21 protein-coding genes and 1 tRNA gene are annotated in these 25672 nt (G+C 43.6%); 7 read left to right on the top strand and 15 right to left on the bottom strand.

The genetic code is table 11. The annotated features are described in order from the left end of the window. Positions 1-612 precede the first annotated feature (612 nt). The 4 genes from B151_RS19660 to proS form a co-directional block, all read right to left on the bottom strand. The gene (locus tag B151_RS19660) at positions 613-1269 is read right to left on the bottom strand and encodes an energy transducer TonB (protein ID WP_020404066.1); all 657 of its coding nucleotides are present in this window, start codon (positions 1267-1269) and stop codon (positions 613-615) included. Positions 1270-1363: 94 nt separating this feature from the next. After that, a complete protein-coding gene (locus B151_RS18745; RefSeq protein WP_020404065.1) occupies positions 1364-1774 on the bottom strand; it encodes a VanZ family protein in 411 nt (136 codons plus the stop codon). Beyond that, on the bottom strand, positions 1775-3307 hold the full coding sequence (locus tag B151_RS0112900) for an NAD(P)H-hydrate epimerase (protein ID WP_245550408.1): 1533 nt from the start codon (positions 3305-3307) through the stop codon (positions 1775-1777). A gap of 161 nt (positions 3308-3468) precedes the next feature. Continuing rightward, on the bottom strand, positions 3469-4935 hold the full coding sequence (proS, locus tag B151_RS0112895) for a proline--tRNA ligase (protein WP_020404063.1): 1467 nt from the start codon (positions 4933-4935) through the stop codon (positions 3469-3471). A 459-nt stretch (positions 4936-5394) separates the two neighbouring features. Between proS and B151_RS0112890 the strand changes: the two genes are divergently transcribed. Then, positions 5395-5468 (top strand) — tRNA-Met (locus tag B151_RS0112890). A gap of 118 nt (positions 5469-5586) precedes the next feature. Then, entirely contained in the window at positions 5587-6219 is a 633-nt protein-coding gene (locus B151_RS20290) for a TM2 domain-containing protein (RefSeq protein WP_020404062.1), read from the top strand. A 245-nt stretch (positions 6220-6464) separates the two neighbouring features. Here B151_RS20290 and B151_RS0112880 read toward each other — a convergent pair whose 3' ends face one another. Together B151_RS0112880 and B151_RS0112875 are read right to left on the bottom strand one after the other, a co-directional pair. After that, positions 6465-7118, bottom strand: a complete 654-nt coding sequence (locus tag B151_RS0112880) for a LuxR C-terminal-related transcriptional regulator (RefSeq protein WP_020404061.1) — start codon at positions 7116-7118, stop codon at positions 6465-6467. A 239-nt stretch (positions 7119-7357) separates the two neighbouring features. Continuing rightward, on the bottom strand, positions 7358-7789 hold the full coding sequence (locus tag B151_RS0112875) for a hypothetical protein (RefSeq protein ID WP_020404060.1): 432 nt from the start codon (positions 7787-7789) through the stop codon (positions 7358-7360). Between the two features lie 82 nt (positions 7790-7871). On the opposite strand from B151_RS0112875, the gene aspS reads away from it, so the two are divergent. Both aspS and B151_RS0112865 read left to right on the top strand, forming a co-directional pair. Further along, positions 7872-9653 carry an aspartate--tRNA ligase gene (gene aspS, locus B151_RS0112870; protein WP_020404059.1) on the top strand — a complete coding sequence of 594 codons (1782 nt, stop codon included), beginning with the start codon at positions 7872-7874 and terminating at the stop codon, positions 9651-9653. Next, entirely contained in the window at positions 9653-10360 is a 708-nt protein-coding gene (locus tag B151_RS0112865) for a DUF429 domain-containing protein (protein ID WP_020404058.1), read from the top strand. The genes aspS and B151_RS0112865 overlap by 1 nt, the downstream gene beginning before the upstream one ends. A 91-nt stretch (positions 10361-10451) precedes the next feature. On the opposite strand, the gene sthA is transcribed toward B151_RS0112865, so the two are convergent. Next, positions 10452-11912, bottom strand: a complete 1461-nt coding sequence (gene sthA / locus B151_RS0112860) for a Si-specific NAD(P)(+) transhydrogenase (RefSeq protein WP_020404057.1) — start codon at positions 11910-11912, stop codon at positions 10452-10454. 229 nt (positions 11913-12141) lie between these two features. Here sthA and B151_RS0112855 point away from each other — a divergent pair, with 229 nt between their 5' ends. Together B151_RS0112855 and B151_RS0112850 are read left to right on the top strand one after the other, a co-directional pair. Continuing rightward, entirely contained in the window at positions 12142-12750 is a 609-nt protein-coding gene (locus B151_RS0112855) for a superoxide dismutase (RefSeq protein WP_020404056.1), read from the top strand. A 154-nt stretch (positions 12751-12904) separates the two neighbouring features. Then, a complete protein-coding gene (locus tag B151_RS0112850; protein ID WP_020404055.1) occupies positions 12905-13363 on the top strand; it encodes a BrxA/BrxB family bacilliredoxin in 459 nt (152 codons plus the stop codon). Positions 13364-13615: 252 nt separating this feature from the next. Here the strand turns inward: B151_RS0112850 and B151_RS0112845 are convergent, their stop codons facing one another. The 6 genes from B151_RS0112845 to B151_RS0112820 form a co-directional block, all read right to left on the bottom strand. Then, entirely contained in the window at positions 13616-15316 is a 1701-nt protein-coding gene (locus B151_RS0112845) for a mechanosensitive ion channel family protein (RefSeq protein ID WP_020404054.1), read from the bottom strand. Between the two features lie 328 nt (positions 15317-15644). Further along, on the bottom strand, positions 15645-16451 hold the full coding sequence (locus tag B151_RS0112840; protein WP_020404053.1) for a slipin family protein: 807 nt from the start codon (positions 16449-16451) through the stop codon (positions 15645-15647). Next, the gene (locus B151_RS0112835; protein WP_020404052.1) at positions 16438-17772 is read right to left on the bottom strand and encodes an NfeD family protein; all 1335 of its coding nucleotides are present in this window, start codon (positions 17770-17772) and stop codon (positions 16438-16440) included. The genes B151_RS0112840 and B151_RS0112835 overlap by 14 nt, the downstream gene beginning before the upstream one ends. An 89-nt stretch (positions 17773-17861) precedes the next feature. Continuing rightward, entirely contained in the window at positions 17862-20324 is a 2463-nt protein-coding gene (locus B151_RS0112830; RefSeq protein ID WP_020404051.1) for an ABC transporter permease, read from the bottom strand. Between the two features lie 148 nt (positions 20325-20472). Further along, on the bottom strand, positions 20473-21492 hold the full coding sequence (locus B151_RS18740; protein WP_020404050.1) for a serine hydrolase domain-containing protein: 1020 nt from the start codon (positions 21490-21492) through the stop codon (positions 20473-20475). Positions 21493-21576: 84 nt separating this feature from the next. After that, on the bottom strand, positions 21577-21951 hold the full coding sequence (locus B151_RS0112820; RefSeq protein WP_020404049.1) for a hypothetical protein: 375 nt from the start codon (positions 21949-21951) through the stop codon (positions 21577-21579). Between the two features lie 117 nt (positions 21952-22068). On the opposite strand from B151_RS0112820, the gene B151_RS18735 reads away from it, so the two are divergent. Further along, positions 22069-22500 carry a dCTP deaminase/dUTPase family protein gene (locus B151_RS18735; protein ID WP_157470989.1) on the top strand — a complete coding sequence of 144 codons (432 nt, stop codon included), beginning with the start codon at positions 22069-22071 and terminating at the stop codon, positions 22498-22500. A gap of 3 nt (positions 22501-22503) precedes the next feature. Here B151_RS18735 and B151_RS0112810 read toward each other — a convergent pair whose 3' ends face one another. Together B151_RS0112810 and B151_RS0112805 are read right to left on the bottom strand one after the other, a co-directional pair. Next, positions 22504-23187, bottom strand: coding sequence for an ABC transporter ATP-binding protein (locus B151_RS0112810; protein WP_020404047.1), 684 nt, complete (start codon positions 23185-23187; stop codon positions 22504-22506). Between the two features lie 93 nt (positions 23188-23280). After that, positions 23281-25590, bottom strand: coding sequence for an ABC transporter permease (locus B151_RS0112805; protein ID WP_169332217.1), 2310 nt, complete (start codon positions 25588-25590; stop codon positions 23281-23283). Between the last annotated feature and the right edge of the window lie 82 nt (positions 25591-25672).

The raw sequence follows: 25672 nt of genomic DNA, 5'->3' as shown, positions 1-25672 counted from the left end.
TTCACAATAAACTGAACGGTAACGCGGCCTTCAATACCGGCCCGGCGTGCCATTTCAGGATATTTCACACTTCCCTGAAGTTTAGCCATTCCGCCTTCCAGCTGAGGCATCTGTTCTACCACAACNANGAAATCTTCTTCAGGCTCTTCTTCCGGNGGTGGTGGAGGGAGGTCCATGGGAGCATCCATATCAAGTTCAGCGTCAAGATCGATCATCTCATCTTCAATAATCTCGTCGTTGGGAACTTCAACCGGTACCGGTGGACGTGGAGGAGGTGGGGGGGTTTCGATTTGTTTGGTTTGGATCACTTCCTCCATTTCAACCACTTCTTGCTCATCAAGGGCAATAGCTTTTGGAGGTTCAGTTTCTAAATTCACTTTGACAGCAACAATCATTACAAGCAGTGCAAAGATCAAACCTGCTTCAAGATAAACAGTGTATGATCTTTTCAGATCTGCTTTAGGTGATTTTCTTTCTTTTCTCATAATACTCTTATACTGTTTTAATCGGTTTCGACGAGTAAGTGCAAAAGAACGGAATTTTATCAGTCGTGTGCAAGTACCCTTAGCAATATTTTAACATTCAAGAAATGATTTTAGTATCCGGGTATAGCTAAGTGTTCAGTAATATAAATTGAACCGTTTCCTTGATGCGAAAGCTGGATACTTTTCCGGCCTTTTTTCCGGGGCGGTATCGCTGCAGTTTGATCGCATCCAGTACAGCCTTGTCACACCCATAACCCAGTCCTTTTATGATCACCGGGTCGAGAACCTTACCCGTTTCGGAAACAGTGAATTCAACTTCAACAATACCCTGAACTCTGGCTCTTCGTGCTAACAAGGGATATTCGATACTATTCTGAAAGGCCTGTTCGCCACCGATCAATTCCGGAAGTTGCTCAATATCCTTGAATAGGTCATAGGTTGGCTCAACAATGATCTGATCAGGCAGGGGAGGGATCATGAGCCTTGAAATGCGATCGAACTCATCAATCTCTATAGGTTCCGGTTCAATGGGTGTATCATTTGGTAAGTAAACAGGGACTTGGGGCCGAGGAGGAGGTTTGATGAGAGACGTATTTTCCACAACCGAAGGTGGCAAGACTAATGCCGTCTCATCTCCTTCCACATAAAGAACGGAAGAAGTATTAACCGTGGGGAGATCAATTTTCATGCAAAAGATCAAAACCAACAAGGCAATTATTATCCCGGTTTCAAGGAGGATGGGATAATTCAATCGTAAATCGGCAGATGGATTTTTCAGGGACATGCGCACCTCCGTATTTGGGAAAGCGTTGCACAGTTACCCCATTAAAATAGCAAAAAAGTAGAAAATTGCACGTTCTTAAAAACGGATGGTCAAATTATTCGGAGGAAGGTTCCGGCTGAAATTCAGGTATTTTCCTGGATAGCAAATAAAGTAGCACTAATGCAATCCCGGTCCCGGTACTATCCGCAATAAGATCCATAAGTTCTGCAGAGCGTCCGGTAGGCAGGAAGTATTGAAAAACTTCGATCAGTAATCCAAAGAAAGTACTGACCAGAAATACAGGAAGAAGTTTGTATTTATCTTTCAGAAATCGGACCAGTCCGTAAAAGAAAGACCATGTAGCAAACATCACCACATGAACAAGTTTGTCCATGCCTATTAGTCCGTGAGGTACATCATAATCAGTGGGAAAAAGGGTTCCATAGATGATCAATCCTGTCGAGATGGTTAGCAGGGTTAAATATAATTTAACCGAGCGGGGTAAAATTTTGGAAGGTTTTGTCATTTAAATAATATCGTTTGGTTCTAAGGAACCGCTGTTTGATGCAAAATATTGTTGTGATTTTTGGTAACCGTCTAATAATGCAAGGCAACAACCAAGCTCCGGTGAATTTGAGCTCACCCAATAGGCCGCCGCTTTACCGGCAAGTACGTCTCCGAATCCTGCACGGGAAAAAATCCGTGTGTCGTACCCGGTTAAATACGCATCTCCCGATTGTGTTCCAACGATCGATGGCATTCCTTTAGATAAAACCGTGATCTTTTTTTGTGAAGCCAGGGTTTTAGCTGTTTCCAGCCTGAATAAGTCATCTCCTACATCTTTATTCAACAAGCTCTTGAGCTCCCCGGGATGTGGCGTCAGGATCCATTGTGCTTTGGCAGGTTTATCCCAAGACTCAAGTTCAGATAAGGCAAATAGCGCATCCGCATCAACCACTATATCTCCATCAAAACTGTTCAATAGTTTTTGGGTGAACCGAATGGTTTCCTGCTTTCTTCCAAGCCCGGGGCCAATAAGGAGTTTTCCGGGTTTCTCTTGCAGGATCTGTGTTACCTCTTCCTCATGTGATTCCTTGAAATACAGGTCATTCCGATCTCCGACCGTTTTTTTTATGATCTGCTCCAGCTGTTTCTCGTAGATATCCAGCAACCCTTTTGGAGTGATGAGGATCACTGCTCCCAAACCGGCCGACCATGCACTTCTTGCTGCCAAAATACCGGCACCGGTCAAACCTTCTGACCCTGCAACAATGTAAAGTACCCCTTCATCATACTTATGCTTTCTTTTTTTTGGTGAAGGAGTATTTGCCTGAACCCAGCTTTCATCTATCAGGCAGGCGGTGGATTTTTTGTATTTATTCGGGAAAGAAAGCTCGCAAAGAATGACTTCTCCCGTGGTATCAAAACCATTATTCAGATAAAAACCGGTTTTAAGAACGCCAAAACTCAGGGTGAAATCAGCTTGAACCGAAGTACCCATAATTTGGCCGGAATCTGCATTTAATCCTGTGGGAATATCCAACGAAAATACCGGCGACTCCTGCCCGTTGATCCACTCGATGGCTTCTGAATAGGGTACTCTGACATCAGAGTTTAGTCCAGTTCCCAACATGCCATCAACCACAAAATCATATTCTTTTGGGGTGAAGTCATTCCAGTTTAGAACTTCAATGTTTGCATCAAGTTTTTGGAGGAGCTTGAAATTTTTATCAGCATCCTGACTCAAGTCATCGGTTCCAGATAAAAAACATACCGTGATCTTATAATCCTGCTGAGAAAGTAACCTCGCGATCACCAGCGCATCTCCGCCATTGTTTCCTTTCCCACAAAAGAATAGTCCGTGCGAACCGGTTGGAATTTCTGACTGTATAAAATCAGCAGCGCGTGTTCCCGCAATCTCCATCAGGGTAAAACCATCGATCCCAAATTCAGAGATGGTCTTTTCGTCCATGAACCGGGATTGCTCGGCATTAGACAAATAATATGGAGGCGGGATTTTTGGCATCATTTTACTGATCATTGATTTCAATGTTGTCATCCCGAGTGTTTACGAAATTTGTATGGGATCTGGTGTTAAACACGAGGGATCTCAAACTTTGCAACGAGCAGCATTAAAATTTGAGATCCTTCGCGGAATACATCGATACCAAGTTTGAAAAAATAATCACTCAGGATGACAAGAATCTAAGCTATATTTTATTAATAAGACCGCGCAAACAACACTTTCTGCTTTGATGGCTTGCCGGTAACCATACACTTTCCCTCTTCACCTTCTTCCAGCGGAATGAGGCGAATGGTGGCTTTGGTTTCTTCTTTGATCTTCTCTTCAGTTTCGGATGTACCATCCCAGTGAGCCCATACAAATCCGCCTTTGTCTTCAATTATTTTCTGAAATTCCTCGTAGGAATCCACTTCGGAAGTCATCTCATCGCGACGTTTTTTGGCTTTTTCGAAAAGCTCATCCTGAATATCATCCAGTAATTTCTTGACGCGGGAACCGAGTCCTTCACGACTTTCAATATTCTTGGACTTCAGATCGCGGCGAGCCAGCTCCACATTATTATTCTCCAGATCACGGGGACCTATAGCAATTCGGAGTGGGATGCCGGCCGCTTCATGCTCCGCAAATTTGTAGCCCGGATTGTAATTATCACGGTCATCCACTTTGATACGAACGCCCAGTTCTTTCAATTCGTCATAAATACCGTCTGCGTATTCAAGTACGGCTTCGCGCTGTTCATCACTACGGTAAATAGGAACTACGACCACTTGAGTCGGCGCCAGTTTTGGAGGCAGCACCAATCCCTGATCGTCCGAATGTGTCATGATCAATCCACCGATCAGTCGGGTAGAAACGCCCCAACTTGTGGCCCAAACGAGTTTGTGTTCGCCGTCTTTATCCTGAAATTTCACATCAAAAGCCTTGGCAAAATTCTGCCCCAGAAAGTGGGAGGTACCGGCTTGGAGTGCTTTTCCATCCTGCATCAGCGCTTCGATGCAGTAGGTATCAACGGCTCCGGCGAAACGTTCGCTGGCTGTTTTCACTCCTTTAAGAACAGGCATCGCCATGAAATCTTCAGCAAAAGTTGCATATACATCCAACATTTGACGGGTTTCTTCAACCGCCTCTTCTTTAGTGGCGTGAGCTGTATGACCTTCCTGCCAGAGAAATTCCATGGTGCGGAGAAATAACCGTGTACGCATTTCCCAACGGACTACATTCGCCCACTGATTTACCAGAATAGGCAGATCCCGATAGGACTGGATCCAGTTTCGGTAAGTATCCCAAATAATGGTTTCCGAGGTAGGCCGGACGATCAGCTCTTCTTCCAGTTTCGATTCCGGATCCACTTCCACGCCACCGTCCACGCTTTTGAGTCGGCTGTGAGTGACTACCGCACATTCCTTCGCAAACCCTTCCACATGCTGCGCTTCTTTGGACAAAAATGATTTGGGAATAAACAGCGGGAAATAGGCATTTTCATGGCCGGTATCTTTGAACATCTGATCGAGGGCATTGCGCATATTTTCCCAAAGCGCCATTCCGTTAGGGCGGATAACCATGCTTCCGCGTACCGGAGAATGCTCCGCCAATTTTGCCTCCCGAACCACATCCAGATACCATTGTGAATAATCTTTTTCCTGAGAAGTAATGTTTTTAGCCATGAACCTTTTTTAGATTGGTTTTCTGTGAACCGTGGAAGTTAAGAAACTTAGCGAAGAGATTAAGGGGAGGTAGGGAAATATTACATACAAGCCCTTATCAACTTCCTTGTTCTTTTGTGCCGACAAAAGAACCAAAAACTCTCGACTGCGAAAAAAGAGCTAAAGATGTCTCCATTGCACTAAAATAAATCAATGCTCCTTCTCTGTGCTTGCCTGTAGGTAAATACCTGTGCGGTATGATTTATTTTTTAACGTTCCATTCCGTCATCTTCTTCACGCTCTTTTTTCTAAGGTCGAATGTTTTGCATTCGTTGTGCAGGACTGTTTATAACCCTCCTTTATGAGATCCGAACTTTGCAATGGTTCAAAGATCTTCACGCTCTATAAAATCAACCTGAAAAAACATTTTACCCTTTGTTATATAAACCCGTATATTTGATGCTCTCTTGAAAAAGATATGCCGTGGTAGCTCAGATGGTTAGAGCGCACGACTCATAATCGTGAGGTCGGCGGTTCAATTCCGCCCCACGGTACTTACAATTTAAAGCCCGATTCAATAAGAAAGTCGGGCTTTATTATTTTTACCCTTCTATTTGGAACAAAAATTTCCGTATTTCGAACGCAGGTACGAATCCATAAAAACAGATCAATATGCGGAGATCCGAAGAATATGAAATGGCCCTTGCAGCCGAACAGGCCCTGAAGAAGGCCGCAAATACCTATGCAGAGCTGATCAACGAACTAGAAAAGGACGGGGATGACAGCAGGACCGATCTTACGGTTACTATTCATGATTCCATTCGGAACCTGACCCGCAAAGTGGAAGCGTATCTTCAGGATAAGATGACCATGGAAAAGGTAGTGGAGGAATTTGTTTTTGAATACCAGGTGATGGAAGCGGAGTTGGAGTATGCCAAACAGGAATCGGTTCGTACCAGGAAATTTGCCCGAAAACTGCTAACAAGTTATGAGGATTTCATTGCAAAGGTGGGAGGCAGGAAAAAGCTTTCGATCATCCGAGCAAAAGAGGAAGAACCTGTTGGGACTAAATCCAAAGGAAAAGCCTACCTGTTTTGGTTTTTAGGTTTATTCGGAATACTGGGATTGCATCGTTTTTATTTGGGAAGAGTGGGAACGGGGATCGGCTGGTTGCTGAGCGGTGGCGTACTGGGTTTGGGTGCTGTATATGACCTCTTCGCTCTTTCAAAGATGGTGGAGGAGCAAAATATGTACAATGAACTTCGGGCGGCTAAATTGAAGCAAATAGCCGAAAAAAATAATTAAATGCTTTCGTCTTTTAGAGATTCCGGGCAGGTATTTTCCAAAAAAAAGCCACCCTCAAATCAATGAGCGGTGGCAGATATCATCTACAGACGGCTATTACCCCATTTGCACTTAAAACATAGCCTTAAGTGGCTTGTTCGTCAATAGTGGGAAATACGTAATTTGTGTACGTGAAAATACGTAGTGATGTAAATTCCAATGGTCAATGTTCAAATTCTAAAGCATTGACCATTGGAATTTGGTAATTATAGCAAAGTGTGTTCGTTTTCCATGGCAAAGCGGACGAGGGCAGCTGTATTTTTGAGATCGAGTTTCTTTAACAGATTTGTGCGATGCTTTTCTACCGTTCTTGGACTGATATATAGCTTATCTGCGATCTCGGAGCTGGTAAATCCTTCAGTGAGCAGGCTCAACACTTCTCGTTCCCGCTTGGTGATAGATTTGATAGGGTCGGGGCGTTTTTTCTTGCGGGCGAGGCGCTTATACTCTTCGGTCATCATTCTGGAAAACTGTTTGCCAAGAAAGCGCTCACCATTGGCAACTTTTTGGGCCGCATCGATAAGTTCGAACCGGTGGGCTGATTTTTGGATCAATCCATAGGCACCGGAATCTAAAAACTCATTGAGTGTACGCTGATCGGTATTGTCAGCCATGAGGAGAATATTGGCATTCGGGTCTTTATCAATGATCTTTTTTGCAATGATGATGCCTTCCATCTCAGGCATGGAAAAGGAGAGGATACAAAGCTTTGGCTTCACACTTTCATAAGCGGTAAGCACCAATGCTCCATTGTCAACCTCGCTGCAAATATTAAATGCACCGTGATCCCGCAAAATGGAACTGAGTCCATGTCTGAAAATTTCGTTGCCGTCAGCAACAATGGTTTCGATGATATTCATTTTACCTCCCCAGGCAGAATGGTTCTTTCTCCGACCCACTCGAAGAAAGGACAAATAATGTAGTTAAAATTGAGGGAAGTTTGCCAATTTTAATTTTTGGTAGTGTGGTACTCAGTAATTAATTACCGGCAAACACCCTTCGCCTCCCATTCGGTCGGTACCTCCCTTGAGGGGAGTCCGGCTTTAGCAGGGAGGGGTGAATGTCACCAAGGCTAAAAATTTAGTCATGTCCATTTCTTTCAACCCAACATCCCCATCAACAAATAAAAACTCAACCCGGATTTCACCGTCCATAAGATCGTCCGTATCCAGTTGGTGGAAACAAGGCTATTGATGGCATCGATATCTTTTCTGGATTCCAGTTTGGAGTGAGCCGGAACTGAAAACAATCCTGTAGAAATCCAGATCAGCAGCACCAAGTAGAAACCTAACGCATTCATTGAGAGAAAACCATCAAACCAGGAAAGAGCAAAAGAGGTCGTGATCTCAGCCACCATCACCGGAATCACGATCTTATCAATACTGCGGACGTGGTGATTCTGAAAAGCGAGATAATTCACTTCGCTTACAAATCGAAAGGAGGGGTAATGAACCAATTGGACGATCCAAATAAGTCCCGTCATGAAAACGGAGGCAAAGGTATTAATGAGAAAAATAAGTTCCGGCCACATTGATTAGGCGATTCGTTAACATTATGTGTATTTTCAGCGCCTTAATAACCAAAAGTTTTCACTCTACGATTCATCGAAACGAATGACCCTCAAAAGAACACACACCTGCGGGGAGTTAACCGCAGAACATATTGGCGAAGAAGTAATTTTAAACGGATGGGTTGGTCCCCGGCGCGACCTCGGCGGCGTAATTTTTATTGACCTGAGAGATCGATACGGCGTTACACAGGTTGTTTTTACTGAAGAGGACGATCAGCTGCACGAAAAGGCGGAGCAACTGCGTGCCGAATATGTGATTGGCGTTAAAGGCAAGGTTATTACCCGGGGTGAGGAGAATAAGAATCCAAATTTACCGACCGGTGAGATCGAAATTGAAGCGACCGGCCTGGTGATCTATTCTGAAGCCGAAACACCACCTTTTGAGATCAAAGACGGCATTCCCACGAATGAAGATGTACGGTTAAAATATCGTTACTTGGATCTTCGCAGACCTGAAGTGCAGAATCGGTTGATGTTGCGTTCCAAGTTCTACCAGTCGGTTCGGGAGTTTTATCATAACCTGCAGTTTGCCGAAGTGGAAACACCGGTTCTGATGCGCAGTACTCCGGAGGGGGCCCGTGATTATTTGGTGCCAAGCCGCGTGAATGCAGGGAAGTTTTTTGCGCTTCCTCAAAGTCCGCAGACCTACAAGCAGTTGCTGATGGTTTCCGGCTACGACCGCTATTTCCAGATCGTGAAGTGCTTTAGGGATGAAGACCTCCGTGCCGATCGACAGCCGGAATTCACCCAAATTGATGTGGAGATGAGTTTTGTGGATGAAGAAGTGATCTACGAAACGCATGAATCCCTTTGGAAGAAAGTGTTCAAAGATACCATTGGATACGAAGTTGAAACGCCATTCCCACGCATGACCTATGAAGAGGCTATGAATACCTACGGTTCCGATAAGCCGGATACCCGTTTTGGCCTGGAATTCAAGGATTTTTCTGAGATCGTACGCGATGCTGAGTTCAAAGTATTTTCCGGGACCGTTAAAGATGGCGGTGGAGTAGTTGGAATCACCGTGCCGGGACAAGGAGATATGGGCCGTGGTGCTATCGACCGACTGACGGATCGCGTGAAAGAAGAAACCGGTGCCGGTGGACTGATTTACATCAAGATGCAGGAAGATGGACCACTTTGCAGCGTGGCAAAATTCCTGACTGATGAGATAGTGGAACAGATGGTAGCAAAATCCGAAGCGAAGAAAGGAGACCTGGTTCTTATTCTTGCCGGACCAAAACCGGATGTTTTAAAACAACTTGGTCAGCTTCGTCTGATGATGGGCAAAGAGTTTGAACTGATCGATGAATCGAAATATAATTTCTTGTGGGTAACGGAATTTCCGCTGCTGGAGTGGGATGAAGAAACTCGTCGCTATCATGCTATGCACCATCCATTCACCTCACCGAGAGAAGAAGATGTGGAACTGATGGATTCTGATCCTGGCAAAGTAAAAGCCCGCGCTTATGACCTGGTATTGAACGGAAACGAGCTGGGTGGTGGTTCTATTCGTATCCACAATCAAAAAATGCAGCGTCGAGTATTTGAGCTTTTGGGGATTTCAGAAAAAGAAGCGGAAGAGAAATTCGGTTTCTTGCTGGATGCCTTCAAATATGGAGCGCCTCCACATGGCGGAATTGCTTTTGGAGTAGATCGAGCGGTGATGTTACTGACCGGAGCCAAGAGTCTTCGTGATGTTATCGCTTTCCCAAAAAACCAGAAAGCGCAAAGCATGATGGATAATTCTCCGGATACGGTGGATAAACATCAGTTGGATGAGCTGCACATTCAACTTAAGAAAAACATTAAAGATCAGTTATAGTGAAAACAGCAGGAATAGACGGTTGCCAGGCAGGGTGGATTCTCATCACTTTTGATGAGGGCGATGAAAAATATGAGATTCTTCGGGATCGGGAAGCGTTGAAGGAAGCTTTTGAAACCTACGATCGAATTTTCATTGATATGCCGATCGGGTTGGAAGACGAAGAATATACCCGCGAAGCCGATGCACTGCTGCGTAAAAAACTGGGTGACGAATACGCTTCCAGTGTGTTTAGTCCCCCCATTCGTCCGGCTTTGACGGCTCCTTCTTATGTGGAAGCTAACATGATCAGCCACGAATACACCGAAAAAAAGCTTACGCTGCAATCGTGGAACATCACCCCAAAAATACAGATGGTTGATGAGCTGTTGCGAGCCGATGAATCTCTGATCGACAAAGTATTGGAAGCTCATCCCGAACTGCTTTTCCAAACTTTGAATGGCGGGATGATCTACCAGAAGAAAAACCTTAAAAAAGGCATCAAGCACCGGTTGGAATTGATTAAAAACCGCGAACCGATTGCCGATGATTTCTTCCGTGATATCAAAGAAGAATTCCGCCGAAACGAGGTAGAAGAGGATGACATCGTGGATGCAATGGTACTGGCTTATTCAGCCAAAATCTCAAAAGAGAAAGGCATCAAAACCCTCCCCGAAGAATTTGAGTACGATTCTGAAGGTATGCGCAAAGCCATTCATTACGTGTAGAACTTCAGAACATCCAACATCGAGCAAGGAACATCGAAAGGAGAAGTAACCCGTTCAAAGTTCGATGTTGGATGTTCCTTGTTCGATGTTCTTATTTATTGTTCTTCAGAAGTTTTTTGTACTTCACGCCGGCTTTGTATACGCGGTTCATACCATTAAAAGCGGCGATTCGGTAGGCTTCGCTGTAAGTGGGATAGTTGAGTACGTGATTGATGAAATAGCGAACATCGCCGCCAAGCGACATCACGGCTTGCCCCAGGTGAATCAGGTCGCTGGCGCGCTCACCAATAATATGAATTCCTACCAGCTTCAGGCTCTCGGTTTCAAACACTAATTTCAATAATCCATCTTGCTGATTGCTGATATCTCCCTGGGTGATGTTTTTGTAATAAGCTCGTCCAACGGTCACATCGTATCCACGGGATTTTGCCTCTTTCTCCGTAAGTCCGATGCTTGAAATTTCCGGGATAGAGTATATGGCGAAAGGAATTTCGGGTGGAACATCCAGTGCTTTTATTCCAAACATGCGGCAGGAAGCCAAACGTCCTTCCGAAAAAGAGGCCGAAGCCAAAGCCGGATAACCGATCGCATCACCGCCGGCAAAGATATTTTCTACGTTGGTTTGATAATCGCTATTAACTACGATATATCCTTCCTCATCCAGTTCTACACCGGTATTTTCAAAGCCAAGTCCGCTGGTATTAGGAGTTTTTCCACCCAAATAAAGCACATGTTCGGTTTCGATAACACGGGTGCGTTTCCCCTCATTATCATTACGCAGGTTATATCGAACTTCCGTTGTATTTCTGAGTCCGTTAGACTGTATCTCAATATTCTCAGCATTAGAAAAGACCTCGATCTTTTGTTTATCGAGGATCATAGTCAGCTGATCTCGAATTTCATTATCCAGGAATTGTAGAAAAGAGTCCGTCTCATTCAATATCGAAACCCGGCTGCCCAGATTCGAGAATGTTGTGGCATATTCCAGAGCCTGAACCCCACTTCCGATGATCAATATTTTTCTGGGGATGTGATTCAAATTCAAGACAGAGGTATAGTCCAGTACCTTGTCGTGATCAACTTTAAACCCTTTCGGCTGCAAAGGTTTGCTTCCGGGAGATACAAAGATAAACTCACCGGAATACTCTTTTTTAGAACCGTCTTTTGCGGTTACTTCGACGGTATTGTTATCCTTTAAAACCCCAAATCCGCGAACGGTGTCGATCTCATTTTTATTGAAGTCGTTTTCGACCTTGGTGTTCTTACTTTTGAGCGTTTCATTCTTGTATTTCAGCAACTCTTCCATTTTATGGTGCTGATATGCTTTCTCGTGGGAAAGATCCTCAAACTGACTTTGGAAACGTTGGATAATGCGGGCGGTTTCGCGAAGGGCTTTACTGGGGATGGTACCTGAGTTGATCCATGTTCCCCCAAAAGATTCTTCATTGGCTTCGATAACCAATACTTTCTTGTCAAACTTGGAGCTTTGCATGGCACAAGAGAAACCTGCCGGGCCGCTGCCAATGATAATTACATCGTAATTGTACTTCATAAATAGTTGTGAGTGAGATAAAATGACTGAGTTGGTTAAAGATACTTCAATTCTCAGAGGATTTCAGAGTAACCTTTCTTCATAGTGTTAACAAATCTAAAAGATAGATTGTATTGATGGACTACAGGAACGAATTTTAAGGCTGTTTTGCTTATGTTTGAAGACGATAAATGAAAGGCGCACAAGTTTTAAGCGCCAACATAACCGAAATTTAAAAAGGAGTTATATAATGGCTTATTCACTTCCTGATTTACCTTACGCATACGACGCGCTTGAACCACATATTGACGCGCGAACCATGGAAATTCACCATACCAAACATCATCAGGGTTACACCAATAAAGTAAATGCAGCGTTGGAAGGTCACGATTTTGCTGATCTTGAAATTGAAGAAGTGCTGCAACGCATTGACGAAGTTCCAGGAGATATCAAACAAGCTGTGATTAATAACGGCGGCGGGTATGCAAATCATAAACTATTTTGGACGATTCTGTCTCCAAACGGTGGAGGAACTCCAACCGGAGACTTAGCGGAAGCTATTAACGATGCTTTCGGAAGTTTCGATGATTTTAAAGAAGAATTTTCTTCAGCAGCAGGCTCCCGATTCGGTTCCGGATGGGCATGGCTTTCTGTAGATGGAGACGGTAATCTTGTTGTTCACTCTACAGCAAACCAAGACAGTCCGCTAATGGATGGACACACTCCAATCCTTGGAATTGATGTTTGGGAACATGCATATTACCTGCACTACCAAAACCGACGTCCCGATTACGTTGCAGCATTCTGGAATGTGATCAACTGGGATCAAGTAGCTGAAAATTACAAAGCAGCGAAGTAACGCAACACCGACTTTAGATACGGTCATTCCCGTCTTAGCGGGAATCTGAATATTTTCAAGGCTTCCCATTATGTGGAAGCCTTGACTTATTTTGGCTAAAATTTTTTGTAATTTTAAGCCGTTTAAGCAATCAAATAAACTTAAAGAGACTATTATGCAATTTGGATTTGGAATGGGACCTGATACGTCCTGGATGAGAGAAGAGCTGACCAAGTACGGCGTAGAAGAACTGAAGACGACAGAAGATGTAGATCGCGCCATGAAAGAATACAAAGGCACCATGCTTTTGGCGATTAACTCCGTATGTGGTTGTGCTGCGGGTAATGCACGCCCGGGTTTGGGAATTGCTTTGGAACAATCAGATGTAAAGCCAGACCACATGACTACTGTTTTTGCCGGTCAGGATAAAGAGGCTACGGCTCATGCCCGTGCGTATTTCAGCGAATACCCGCCATCATCACCGGCATTTGCCTATTTTGTGGATGGCGAGATCAAAGCCATGATCCCAAGGCACCGTATCGAAGGCCGCACAAAGGAACAAGTGGCTGAAGATCTGAAAATGGTATTCGAAGCTTTTTCCGGAGAGAAGGAAAAGGAAAAAGCAGCGGAATAGAACGCAGATGACATAGATGTTGCGGTTGTTCGCAGTTTAAAATTTTGAAAGCCGGCTCAGTTGAGTCGGCTTTTTTTATGAAGGGATTTGGCTTTGGCGGAGATTTTGCTGGAGCAACCTCGAAGCGTCCGCCAGGACCTGCGAGCGTTACGGTTTCAACCTATAATGTCCAATAACAAAACGCTGCGAGGACCGCTGGAGGCTCTCAGGTTCTAAGGTTCTACCTCAGTGTAGTTTTGTGTACTCCGTGGTTTATTTTTTCGCGCCAAAATCCACTTCTTCACCGGCTCGGAAAATTCGGATGCCATCCGGTTTGCCTTTCTTACCATCAGGGCCAAACTCATAGATGGCCGAAGCCAGTTCCTCTTCTGTTCGTTCTTCGCCCACTTTTCGAGGTTCATCTTTATAGAAGCTATCCATATGTAAAGTTTGGGTTGGAAAGGCAAACTCAACTCCTACTTCTTTAGCCAGCCGTAAGATCTCCAAGAAGAAATTATGGCGTTGTTGCAATTCTGTAGTCCAGTCGGGTACATCAAAGAAAACATATACCAATACATCCAGGGAATGGGCTCCGAAGGAGTTGAAATGTACTTCGTAATAATCTTGCCGGAAATTTTTATTTGCTTTCACAATGGCTTTGATGCCTTCCACAAAAGCTTCCATCTGCTCCGGAGTGGTGGAATAGGTGAGATTAAGCACGGTTTTAAGTCGGCGATATTTTCGTAATCCCAGATTATCGATATCGGTGTTGGCGAGATTGGAGTTCGGTACACTTACCAGCGAATTATAAAAGGTGCGGATCCGGGTTGACCGAAAGCCAACTTCCTCCACGGTTCCTTCCACATTTCCGGTTTTGATCCAGTCCCCGATCTTGAACGGTCGGTCCAGGAATATGGTGAGTGAGCCAAAGAAATTGGAAAGTGTTTCCCGGGCTGCCAGAGCTACGGCCAAACCTCCGATTCCAAGTCCGGCGATGAGCGAAGCCACGTTGTATCCATTGTTTTGCAGGATAGCGATCACTCCCATCACAATCACAAAAAAACGTAAGGTTTTGCGGATCAAAGGGATGAGTTGATCATCGAGAGCCGTCTCCGTTTTGGATGTGAGTACACCAAGATATTTCGAGAATACATCCGCCAGGTTATAGAAAAGCCATACAAAAGTTACCGACAGAGCAATTTCGAGTGAAACCGACAAAAAATGACTTATTGTTACGGAAAATTGGAGGTTTGAATAGGTGAGGAAAAAGAAGGTCAACAGGAAGATATAACCGGCGGGCTTTTCTATGCTGTCGATGAGGTCGTCATCCCATGTGAATTTCGTTTTTAAGGCTACCCTTCGGACGTAATTATCCAAAAAGAAATTGAAGATCTTCATAAGTATAAGCCCGGAAAGAAGCCACAAGAAGACCGCAAGATATTGCCAGATCTTTACTCCCAACCATTCGTTATACGCCCAATCGGGGAGATTGTCTACAAAAAAGGTAAACCAAACCGAGAAGGTGTTTGCGTATAAATCGGGGATAATTTGTACGGTAGCTTCGGAAAAAACCCATTCATTTTGGGCGGTTTTCGTTAAATACACTTCCGGCAGACTTTGAAACAAAATATACTGCTGCATGCCTGACAGGCTATCTGTGTAATTGGGATCGGTGGGAATTTTATTGTATTCAATAAGCAATCCGCGGGCATCCAAAACTTTCAATAGCTGAGAAGCCAATTCAGCTTTTTGTTCCGCATCGCCTCCCGCCAGTTTCATGGTGGTGATTACCCGTTCCATATTTTGATGTCCGGCTTGCTGCCAGTGGAGAAAAGTATGCACGGCTCGCTGTGGATTGGTCAACAGGTTCTGCTCTCGTGGTTGTGGTGCATTGGAATCCTGAAACCCGAAAGCCAAATCGTAGCCAAGCGTTAAAAAGAAAAATATGAGTAGAAATGTTCGAATGTGCCCCATTGTGAAATGTGTATTCTATTCAGGTTTGAAGTCCTCTGAAATTAACAAAACTGTAGGTGGGATTAGAATAATTTAGCGGTTAAAAATTTTAGTGATGCTTAAAGCTTTTATTTGGGATTCCGTAAAGGAGCACCACGATGTAACTCGACTCTCCAGAGTCGATCGTAATGATCTAAAGTATTCCACCAAGAAATTTAATCCTCTAATAAAAAAGCTCCGAAGCAGAGCATCGGAGCTATCAGTTGCGATTTAAATTGTAACCGGAATTTGGAATTAGATTCTTAACTCAGAAGAAACTTCGTGTATTCAGAGCCTTCCGTGGTTACAACTATTCGCTGTCGTCTTTTTTCTTGATGTTATCCGTAGGATTTATCTTTCGAAAAGCCTCCAGGAAATCCATGGGCAGGGGTAAGAAGGCAAAGGTTGCATTCTCCTCACTGATCTCGTTCATGGTTTGCAGGAAGCGGAGTTGCAATGCAGCCGGTGCAGTCTCGATCATTTTAGCGGCATCCACGAGTCTTTCGGCAGCTTGGTATTCACCTTCGGCATTAATGACTTTCGCACGACGATCACGTTCGGTTTCAGCCTGTCGTGCCATTGCTCGCTTCATGTTTTCGGGGAGTACCACATCACGCACTTCCACAGATACTACTTTGATTCCCCATGGATCGGTCTGCGTATCAATATTTTTCTGGATCTGCTTGTTGATCTTCTCGCGGTTGGCTAGTAATTCATCTAATTCTACCTGACCTATGATACTGCGAAGGGTGGTTTGAGCCAGCATGGATGTAGCGTGAATATAGCGTTCAACCTGAATAACGGCCGCTTCGGCATCTACCACCCGGAAAAAAGTGATGGCATCTACATTTACGGTTACATTATCTTTGGTGATCACTTCCTGCCGGTCTACATTAATGGTAAGCACTCGCAGATCTACCCGCTCAATTTTATCTATAAAGGGAATTAGTACGATCAGGCCGGGGCCTTTCACACTTTGAAATTTACCCAGTCGGAATACTACAGCCCGTTCATATTCCCTGAGGATTTTGAAGATTTGCGGGGCCAGTAATACCAGAAAAACTACCAGTGTTATCAGCCAGGTTATATAGCCGGAAAAGATCTCAGTTGACTCCATGGTCAATCTCCTTATTTGATTTGTACGGTTTTACGGTGACGGTAAGTCCTTCAAAACGGACCACTTCGCACCATTCGTTTGCTTTAATTTCTTCACCATCGGTAACGGCATTCCAATATTCACCCGATATCATAACTCGTCCGGAATCTTGGCTCACATCATCGATCACTTTCACTTTCTTGCCGATCAGGGATTCGAGCCCGGTTCTATGGCCGGTAAATTGTGCCCTGATGCCTGAAGTGGCGATCCATCCGAAAAAGATAACGGTCAAAATGGTAGCCGGAACCAACCAATACCAGTCTAATTGCATTTCCTTTGGAAATTCCTGGAACAACATCAAAGCTCCAAGAAAAAATGAAACGGCACCGCCCGTTAATAATATGCCAAAGGTTGGTGTAAATGCCTCTATCACAAACAGTACTATGGCAAGTCCGATGAGAACAAAGCCTGCCACATTAATGGGCATAGCCGCAGATCCGTATAGCAATAAGATCAGAGCGATCACGCCGGATACTCCCGGAACAATGGCACCTGGATTGGTTACTTCTCCAACAATGCCATAGATCGCGATCATGGTCAGTATCAACATGATCTCGGGTCTCATGATGAAACTAAAAAATTTTTCAGCAAAGCTTTCCTCAAGTCGCTCTATGTTGGCCTGAGCCGTTTGCAGTGAATCACCCTCAACGACCATTCCGTCCATCTTTAAAAGAAGCTCATTTAGGTCAGCCGCAATTAGATCGATCACGTTCAATTCAAGGGCTTCTGTTTCTGTAACAGCAGCACCATCTCGTACAGCAGATTTTGCCCATTCTACATTTCGGCCGCGTTCCTTAGCAATATTCTCAATAAAATTTTCAGAGTAGTTAAAGATCTTCTTTTGCATGACGGAATCTTGTTGCCCTCCACCCATTGTAACGGGTGAAGCAGCTCCAATGGTAGTGGTAGGAGCCATAGCTGCAATGTGAGCTGCCAGCGTGATGAATGTACCTGCACTGCCTGCATTTCCACCTGATGGAGTCACATACACTACAATGGGCATTTTGGAAGCCAGCATTTCTTTTACGATATCTTCGGTAGAATTCAACAATCCGCCGGGGGTATCAAGCTCAATGATGAGAGCTTCACTGTTATTTTCCACAGCGGTTTCAAGTCCCCGAACGATATAATTGGTGGTTGTAGGGCCGATAGCTCCCTGAACAGTGATGACAGTTACGGCCTTTTGAGAAGTACTGTCTTGCAAGGTGCCGGCCTGAACAACTCCCTGATAAGAGCTCAGTATCCATAAAAGCAGCGCAAATAAGTTGGTCATCCATTTCATACTAACCCAATGTTTCCCTGTTGTTGAAGGTTCCATTATGGTACATAATCAGGATGAATTTTTAAAGAAGATTCGGATGCTGAAAGCTCTTACTCATTTCTTATGGCATCTACAGGGTTGATTACGGCTGCTTTTACGGAATGATAACTAACAGTAAGGAGAGCAATGGCTATGATAAAAGCGGCCGTTCCTGCAAAAATACCCGGAAGATAGGCTAACAGATCAAAACGATAGGGGAAGTTTTCTAACCATGAGGACCCAAAATAATAGATCACCGGCCAGGCGATCAGGTTACCGATCAGTATCAAAATCAGGAAATCTTTGGCAAGCAGGGAAACGATGTTTGAGACAGAGGCCCCCAGGCTTTTACGGATACCGATCTCTTTTTGGCGCAACTGAGCAGAGTATGATGCCAATCCCAACAAGCCCAAACAAGCAATAAGTATACAAAGGATCGAAAAAGCGGTAGCCAGTGCGCTCATAGTTTGTTCACTTTCATAGATCTGATCAAGCCGTGCATCAAGGAATTTGTATTCAAAAGGGTCGATGTGGTTAACTTCATTCCACACGGTTTCGAGGTGAGCAAGAGCCGCTGATGGATCGCCGGGCGCGATCTCTACCGCCGTATGTTCTATACTTCTTAAAATGGAATTGGTGCCCGCTGAAAGCCGGATCACCACCGGTTCGATCTCTTTTTTAAGGGAGGTATAGTTAAAGTCGGCTACAACACCTATCACTGAAAGGGATTCTCGTTCCTCATTCAAAGGATAAAAATAAACCGTCTTTCCAATGGCTTCTTCGGGAGAATCCACATCAAACTGCTGAAGCATGGCTTCGTTGATGATCACAGCCTGATCGGGATCAGAAGGGAAGTCGCGGGAAAAAGCCCGGCCGGCTAAGATGTTAGCATCGAACGTTTTTTCAAAGTCGTGGGTGACATAAAGGGCCAGGTTGGTGACATCCTGATCTTGACCGACTCCGGCTGGTACATACCGGTAATATTCCTGTGTCTCAGAACCGGGGATCTTTCCCAAACCGGTAACCGATTCAATCTGCGCATGACTTAATGCCTGCTGCCGGAATGTTTCAAATTCCCAGGCAATCAGGTTTTGTTTGGTGGGAAGGAGCACCACATTGTTTTCATCGAAGCCGAGGTCTTTATCCTGAATATATTGCAGCTGAAGATAGATGATGGCTGTACCGATGATCAGCATCACCGAAAGAGAAAACTGAAAGGTCACCAATAATTTTCGAAACAAAGTACTTGATCTGCCTTTGGTTGCATTCCCTTTTAATACAACAGAAGGTTCAAATGAAGCAAGGAAAATAGCAGGATAAGCTCCCGATATGAATCCAACCAAAAGGGTAAGGAGTAATAAACCGGGAATCACATACAAATTTTGAAAAAGCCCAAAAGTAAGATCTTTACCGATCAGGGAATTAAATGTTGGAAGGGTGATAAACACGATCAGTAAAGCCATGAGTGTACCGATTAATGCCACCATAAAAGATTCACCTAAAAACTGCCCGAATAGCTGTTTTTTATATCCTCCGAGTACCTTTCGCATTCCAACTTCCCGGCTTCGCTCCAGCGATCGAGCGGTAGATAAATTCATAAAATTAATGCAGGCGATCAGCAATGTGAACGCGGCAACGATCAAAAGAATATAAATATAGGTAGAGGAGCTGTTGGCCTCCATTTCCTGATCCCGGTTCGATTCCAGGTAAATATCGGTTATGGGCTGAAGCTGTAAAGTGAGCTCCTCATCCGCCGGCCAGCCGGAATAAGCGTAATAATATTTATCAATCAAGTTCGTGATCTGATCTTCAAGCTGTACGGGATCCGTGTTTTCCTTTAAAAGCGCATAAGTCCAAACGGGATTCCACAACCAGCTTTGATCGTAATTTGGGCTGCTGGCGTAGATGCTGTTCAGGCTGCTGAAGGAAGCAACGAGGTCGATCTTCATATGAGATTGCTCCGGCCATGATTTCATCACACCGGTAACGGTCATCTCATTTATACCACGATAGCTGAGTGCTTGCCCAATTGGGTTCTCATCCCCAAAATACTTGTGGGCTAATTCTTGGGTGATAACCAGCGAGAGCGGATTTTTAAGCACTTCATCGGGATTACCCTGAATCAATTCAGCCGAAAAAACATCAAAGAAGGTGGAATCCACGAAATAGAAGTTATACTCACGAAAAGAAATATTATCCTCCCGGTTTAGGAAAGTGTGACTCTCTTCCTGTAAGTCATAAAATCGTACCGTCTTGTCAACGAGATTGGGAAATTCTTCTTTTAAGACCGTACCTAACTGAAAGGGGGTGGTAGCTTGTTCTTCGTAGCGATCTTTCGATTCAGTGATTTGTGCAATTCTGAATATCCGATCCGAGTTTTCATGAAACTGATCGTAACGTGTTTCATGGAATACGTAAATCAATATAAGTAAGGTAGTAGCCAGCCCAATAGCCAAACCCAAAATATTGATCAGTGAATACACCTTATTTTTAAGGAGATTCCTGAAAGCGATCTTAATGTAATTCTTAATCATAGAAAGAATAAAATTTCACTGTGCCAACTTTAAATGAAACCCTGAATTTTAAAGAGAAGAGTGAGTAGCTTTTGATTTTAACAATCAAAAAACAAGAGAAAAGAGATTACAATTTGTTACAAAAAAATTTTACTTACTTGATAATAGTTTAATCTGAGGCGTTCTCAAGATATGGAAGGATATAATTTTCCAATAAATTAAAGATGGGTTCTTTATATGTTCTGCGCTGGGTAGCATTTTGAAGGGAATTGGTGATCACCACCACGCTATTTAATTCCGGGATCATAAAGATATACTGCCCGCCAAATCCCCATGCAAAGTAGACTTCATAACCGGCAACGGGACGGCTCCACCACATATATCCGTAATCATAGGGATTGAAGTTACTGCGGGTATAGCTTTTGAACGAATCGCGCACCCATTCTTTAGAGACGATCCGTTCCCCGGCATACTCTCCGCCATTCAGCATCATTTGTCCGATCTTAAGCATGTCGCGTGGGATTAATGCCAGGTTATTTCCACCCATGTAATATCCCTGTGGATCACGATCCCAGCCGCCTACGTGAATGTCCATCGGGTCAAACAAAAACTCTTCAGCAAAAGCTTTGGTACTCATTCCGGTGGCTTTGGTGATAATAACCGACAGCAAATGTGAAGTTCCGGTACTGTACACCATCTTTCCGCCCGGTTCTTCTTCCATAGGCTGATCAAGCTGAAATTCTACCCAATTATCGCTGATCACCCACGCCCCATAGTTATAAAAGCTCGTTGTCTCCAATCCCGATTGCATAGACAGCAAATTCCGAATGGTAATGGCTTCCTTCTCTGGATTTGGATTGGCTTCAAAGTAATCCTGGAAATAATCGCCCAGCGTCTCTTCAATGGAAATATGACCCTGATCGACTGCAATACCTGCCAGAAGAGAAATGATACTCTTAGAGGCTGATTTGATGTTGTAGGGGTAATCAGCCGATGCATTCCGGAAATATTCTTCTCCCAATAATCCCCCATTTTGCTGAATAAGAACACTTCGAAGACTTCCAATGGCTTCGGCTTCATCCCAAATATTTTGCAGGGAAGCTTCAGCTGAGGGCTGAGCTAAAAGGGGAAAAGGGGAGAGAACAAAAAGAACACAAAGGAATGACAAGCTTCTGGATAGGGTGTTCATACACTTCTTTTTGAATTTAAGGATAGTTGAAACCGACACTAAAACGGAGTGAGGGCCGGCTAAAGTTCCACTCCCATTTTACTGCTAATCTTTGGGATGGCCAAAATAAAACCCTTTCAGTGTTTCGGAATTTGGAAGTTCTTTGAATGATCGGCTACCGTTCAAAAAATCCAGAATTTGATGAAGCGCATTCTCAAGCACCGAATCTTCGCTAATCGAAAAACTATAGATCCGTTCAGTTCCTTGAAATACAGTGATACGATAGTTTTTGGTGATGTCACGGTCTAGCCGCAGAGAAAGAAAGCCATGATCGAACTCGTGGATCTTTCGCCCGGGTTCGATATCAGAATTTTCTTCTACTTGTTGAACTTTTTGAATGATAGAATCAATGTCGGGTTTAGAAACAGGTTTATCTTCGGGAGCTGAGGTTTGAAATATGTTTTTGAAGAAATTGAACATGCTCTTGTTAGTAAATGATATAGTTTGAATGATAGCTTCCGATAGATATGTTATAAACATACATGAAAATCAAAATAAAGGAGAGAACCGATGGGATTTTTATCATCGAAACAAAGTATGGATTTTATTTCTGGAATCATTCATGCAGATACCCAAAGGCATGCAGATCGTATTGACCTTACAGTTTCAAAAGTGCATCGTATAACCGGAGCCGGCTCACTCGATTTTGGAGGCAGTGAATTCAAGCCTGCCACATCAGAGAAATTAAACCCCGAAAAGCAAAAGCCGGAAGATGATTATGGCTGGTGGAAACTGGGTCAAGGGCCCTATAAAATTACCTTTAATGAGTCGTTGGATCTTCCTGAAGGTGTATTTGGGATTATTGTCCCTCATGTTCACGCACGCGAGGCAGGACTGATAGCAAACTCAATCATCTTTTCTTCTGATGATACCGAAAAAAGCCTGTTCATGAACGTGACCGTTTCCGAGGCCGGGTGCAATATCAAAGAAAATGCCCGAATCGCGACCATATATCTGCTTGAAAGCTAACGGTTATTCTTCTTCATAAGGATTTTCCTTAACCACTGCCCCATCTTTTAGGTTGATGATACGGTTACCATAAGCAGCCATTTTTTCTGAATGGGTAACCTGTATGATCGTCACACCTTCATCATTTAGTTTTTTGAACATCTCCATGATCTGCTCGCTTTGTTCGGAATGGAGGTTTCCGGTTGGTTCATCTGCCAGCAGTAACTTCGGACTTCCAATGATAGCTCTGGCCACGCCGACCACCTGTTGCTGTCCACCGGAAAGTTGAGGCGGAAACAGGTCTTTTTTAGCCACAATGTTGAACCGATCCAAAATATCGGCGACCATAGCTTTGCGCTGCTTGCTTTTTACTTTTCGGTAAAGCAGCGGCATTTCAATATTTTCGTAGACCGTCAATTCATCAATAAGGTGATAGGCCTGAAATACAAAGCCGATGTGCGATTTGTGGTAGTCTGATTTCTTTTTTTCGCTGAGATTGTGAACCGGTTCACCAAGGAATTTATACTCGCCTTCAGATGCATCATCCAAAAAACCCAGGATATTCAGCAAAGTTGATTTCCCGGCACCACTTGGCCCCATTATAGTCACGAATTCTCCTTCCTCAATATCAAGGTCAATGCCTTTCAGGATGAAGGTTCGCTGGAACCGTTTGTCGATATATTTGTCAATGTTTCTAAGTTGGATCATAATGTGGTGTTATGGTGTGAGAGTGTTTACGTGTTACGGTGTTACCGATGCTACTTGTAACACCGTAACACTTTCGCACTGTAACACTATTAATTATTCACTTCTTAAACTTTCTACGGGATTCGCTACGGCGGCTTTGATGGATTGCCAGCTTACTGTAAGCAGGGCAATTAAAATAGTTGTCATTCCTGCGATAAAAAATGTCAATGGATTAAGTTCTATTTTATATGCAAAATCTTGTAGCCAAATGGTAAGCATATACCAAGATATGGGCATGGCGATGATCAATCCGATCAATACTGGTTTTAAGAAATCCTTGGATAACAGGAATACTATGGAAGAAACAGTAGCTCCCATCACTTTTCGAATACTGATCTCTTTTTTCCTTTTTGAGGATGCCAGTGTAGCTAATCCAAATAGGCCAAGGCACGAAAGTAAAATACTTAGGTAAGAAGCTGCCTGAACCATAGCTACCCATTTTTGATCTGACTGGTATTGTTTTTCGATTTGATCATTGAGAAAAGAGAACTGAAATGGGAGATCAGGTGCTGATGCAATCCATGCTTCTTCAATAGTATTGATGGTTGAGGAGAGCTGCTGTCCATTCACTTTTAGGTAGATCTTTGTAAGTGCTTCATTGGGCTCGAGGATCAAAGGGGAGATTACTTTATGAAGGGATTGAAAATGAAAATTCTGTACGACTCCTTTTACGGTGTAGCTTTCATCAAAGGCTCCATCAATACGTTTTCCGATCGCATTTTCCCAGCCAAAAGAACGAACTAGTGCTTCATTCACTAATACCTCATTGGTTGTCTCGTCCGTTTCAGAAAGCGGGTTGCCTGCAAGTAATTTGATGTCTAGGACTTCGGGCAAATTAGAACTTACGCCAAACTTAGAACCACGTATTTCTTTTCCATCTGCCTGGAAAGGGATGTTATTGAAAGAAACTCCTTCTCCATCAAGACTATTCCAGGAACCTGAGATTCCACGAATACTGGTTTCATTTGAAAGCTCATTTCGGAGCACCTGAAGTATTTTCTCTCCTTCTCGATAGGGCGTTTCGAGTTGAACTACATATTCGTCATCAAACCCGAGATTTTTATCACTTAATAACTGCATTTGGTTATTCATGAACACCGTTCCTACAATCAAAACAACAGCAAGACTAAACTGAATAGTGGTGAGTACTGGAATAAGTTTATGGTTAGAGTTATGGGAAGACTGTTTTTGAAATACCTGGGAGGGTTTGAATTTAGAGAGGTAAATGGCAGGATAACTTCCCGCAAGTATGCCCGTGAGAAGCACAATGATCCCAATGATCAACAAAATGGCCGGATGCTCAAAGAGTCTGAATTGGGTAGTGTCTCCTACTAAAGCTGAAAAGTATGGGCTAAGTATTTCGGTAAAAAACAGGCCCAGGATCAGGCTTATTAAAGCGATGAAGAACGTCTCACTCCAAAACTGCATGATCAATTGTTTTCGCTCTGCTCCTATCACTTTTCTCATACCTATTTCTTTGGTTCTTCGAGAAGAGTAGCCAATAGAAAGTGAGGTAAAGTTGATGCAAGAAATGCCAAGAATAACAAATGCGATAATTGCCGCAATAAGTACAAAATTTGGATTTACCGTTGGGGTTTGCGACCACATCACCTGTTTACCGAAATGGATATCTGTCAATGGTTGAAAGCTGTATTCCCGGTTTATCCGAAACCGTTCAGGAATAAGGCTAATCATAGCTTCATTGAGATCACTTGAAAGCTGTTTGAGATCAGTATTAGGAGCTAATTTTGCATATCGTACACCTGCCATCGTTCCCCAGTTAGAGCTTCTTGAACTTCTTGGGTTTGCTGCTTGCCAGAGTGGTTCAGGGATCAGGATGTCATGGGTGATACTGGAATAAGAAGGAGGATTTTCTATGACTGCGCCAACGGTAGCAGGATAAAATGTCTCATTAATTCGTAAGTCAATTACTTTACCAATGGGGTTTTCATTATCAAATAATTTCTTAGCAAGTGAGGCGGGTATTAGCACCTCATTGGGGGATGAAATAGAAGAAATGGCGTAACCAGCTTTTATTTCAAAACTAAACACATTAAAAAAGTTAGAGTCTGTTACCGCAAATGTAATATTAGAAAGCTCATTATTATACCGAATTACACCGTCTTCAAATTCCAGCGAGGTGATGGAGCCAACTTCAGGAAATTGATTTACGAGCATATCTGCCAATGGACGAGGGGTTGTGGCAATGGTGGTGGATTTGGCTTCGTTAGCAAGTGTTAGGTTTACTCGGTAAATACGATCCGCATCTTCGTGAAAGCGATCGTACCGAAGCTCTTGAAATATATATAGGCCAATCAATAAACAACACGCAATACCAATTGCTAAGCCTGTGATATTGATCACAGAATATAGTTTTCCTTTTAAGAGATTTCTCCAAGCAATTTTAAAGTAATTCTTAAGCATATGTGTTCTTTTAAGCATTCAG

This window comes from Gracilimonas tropica DSM 19535 (genome assembly GCF_000375425.1).
Classification (GTDB): domain Bacteria; phylum Bacteroidota; class Rhodothermia; order Balneolales; family Balneolaceae; genus Gracilimonas; species Gracilimonas tropica.
The sequence above is the reverse complement of the archived record's forward strand: the minus strand, read 5'-3'. Positions and strand labels throughout refer to the sequence as shown.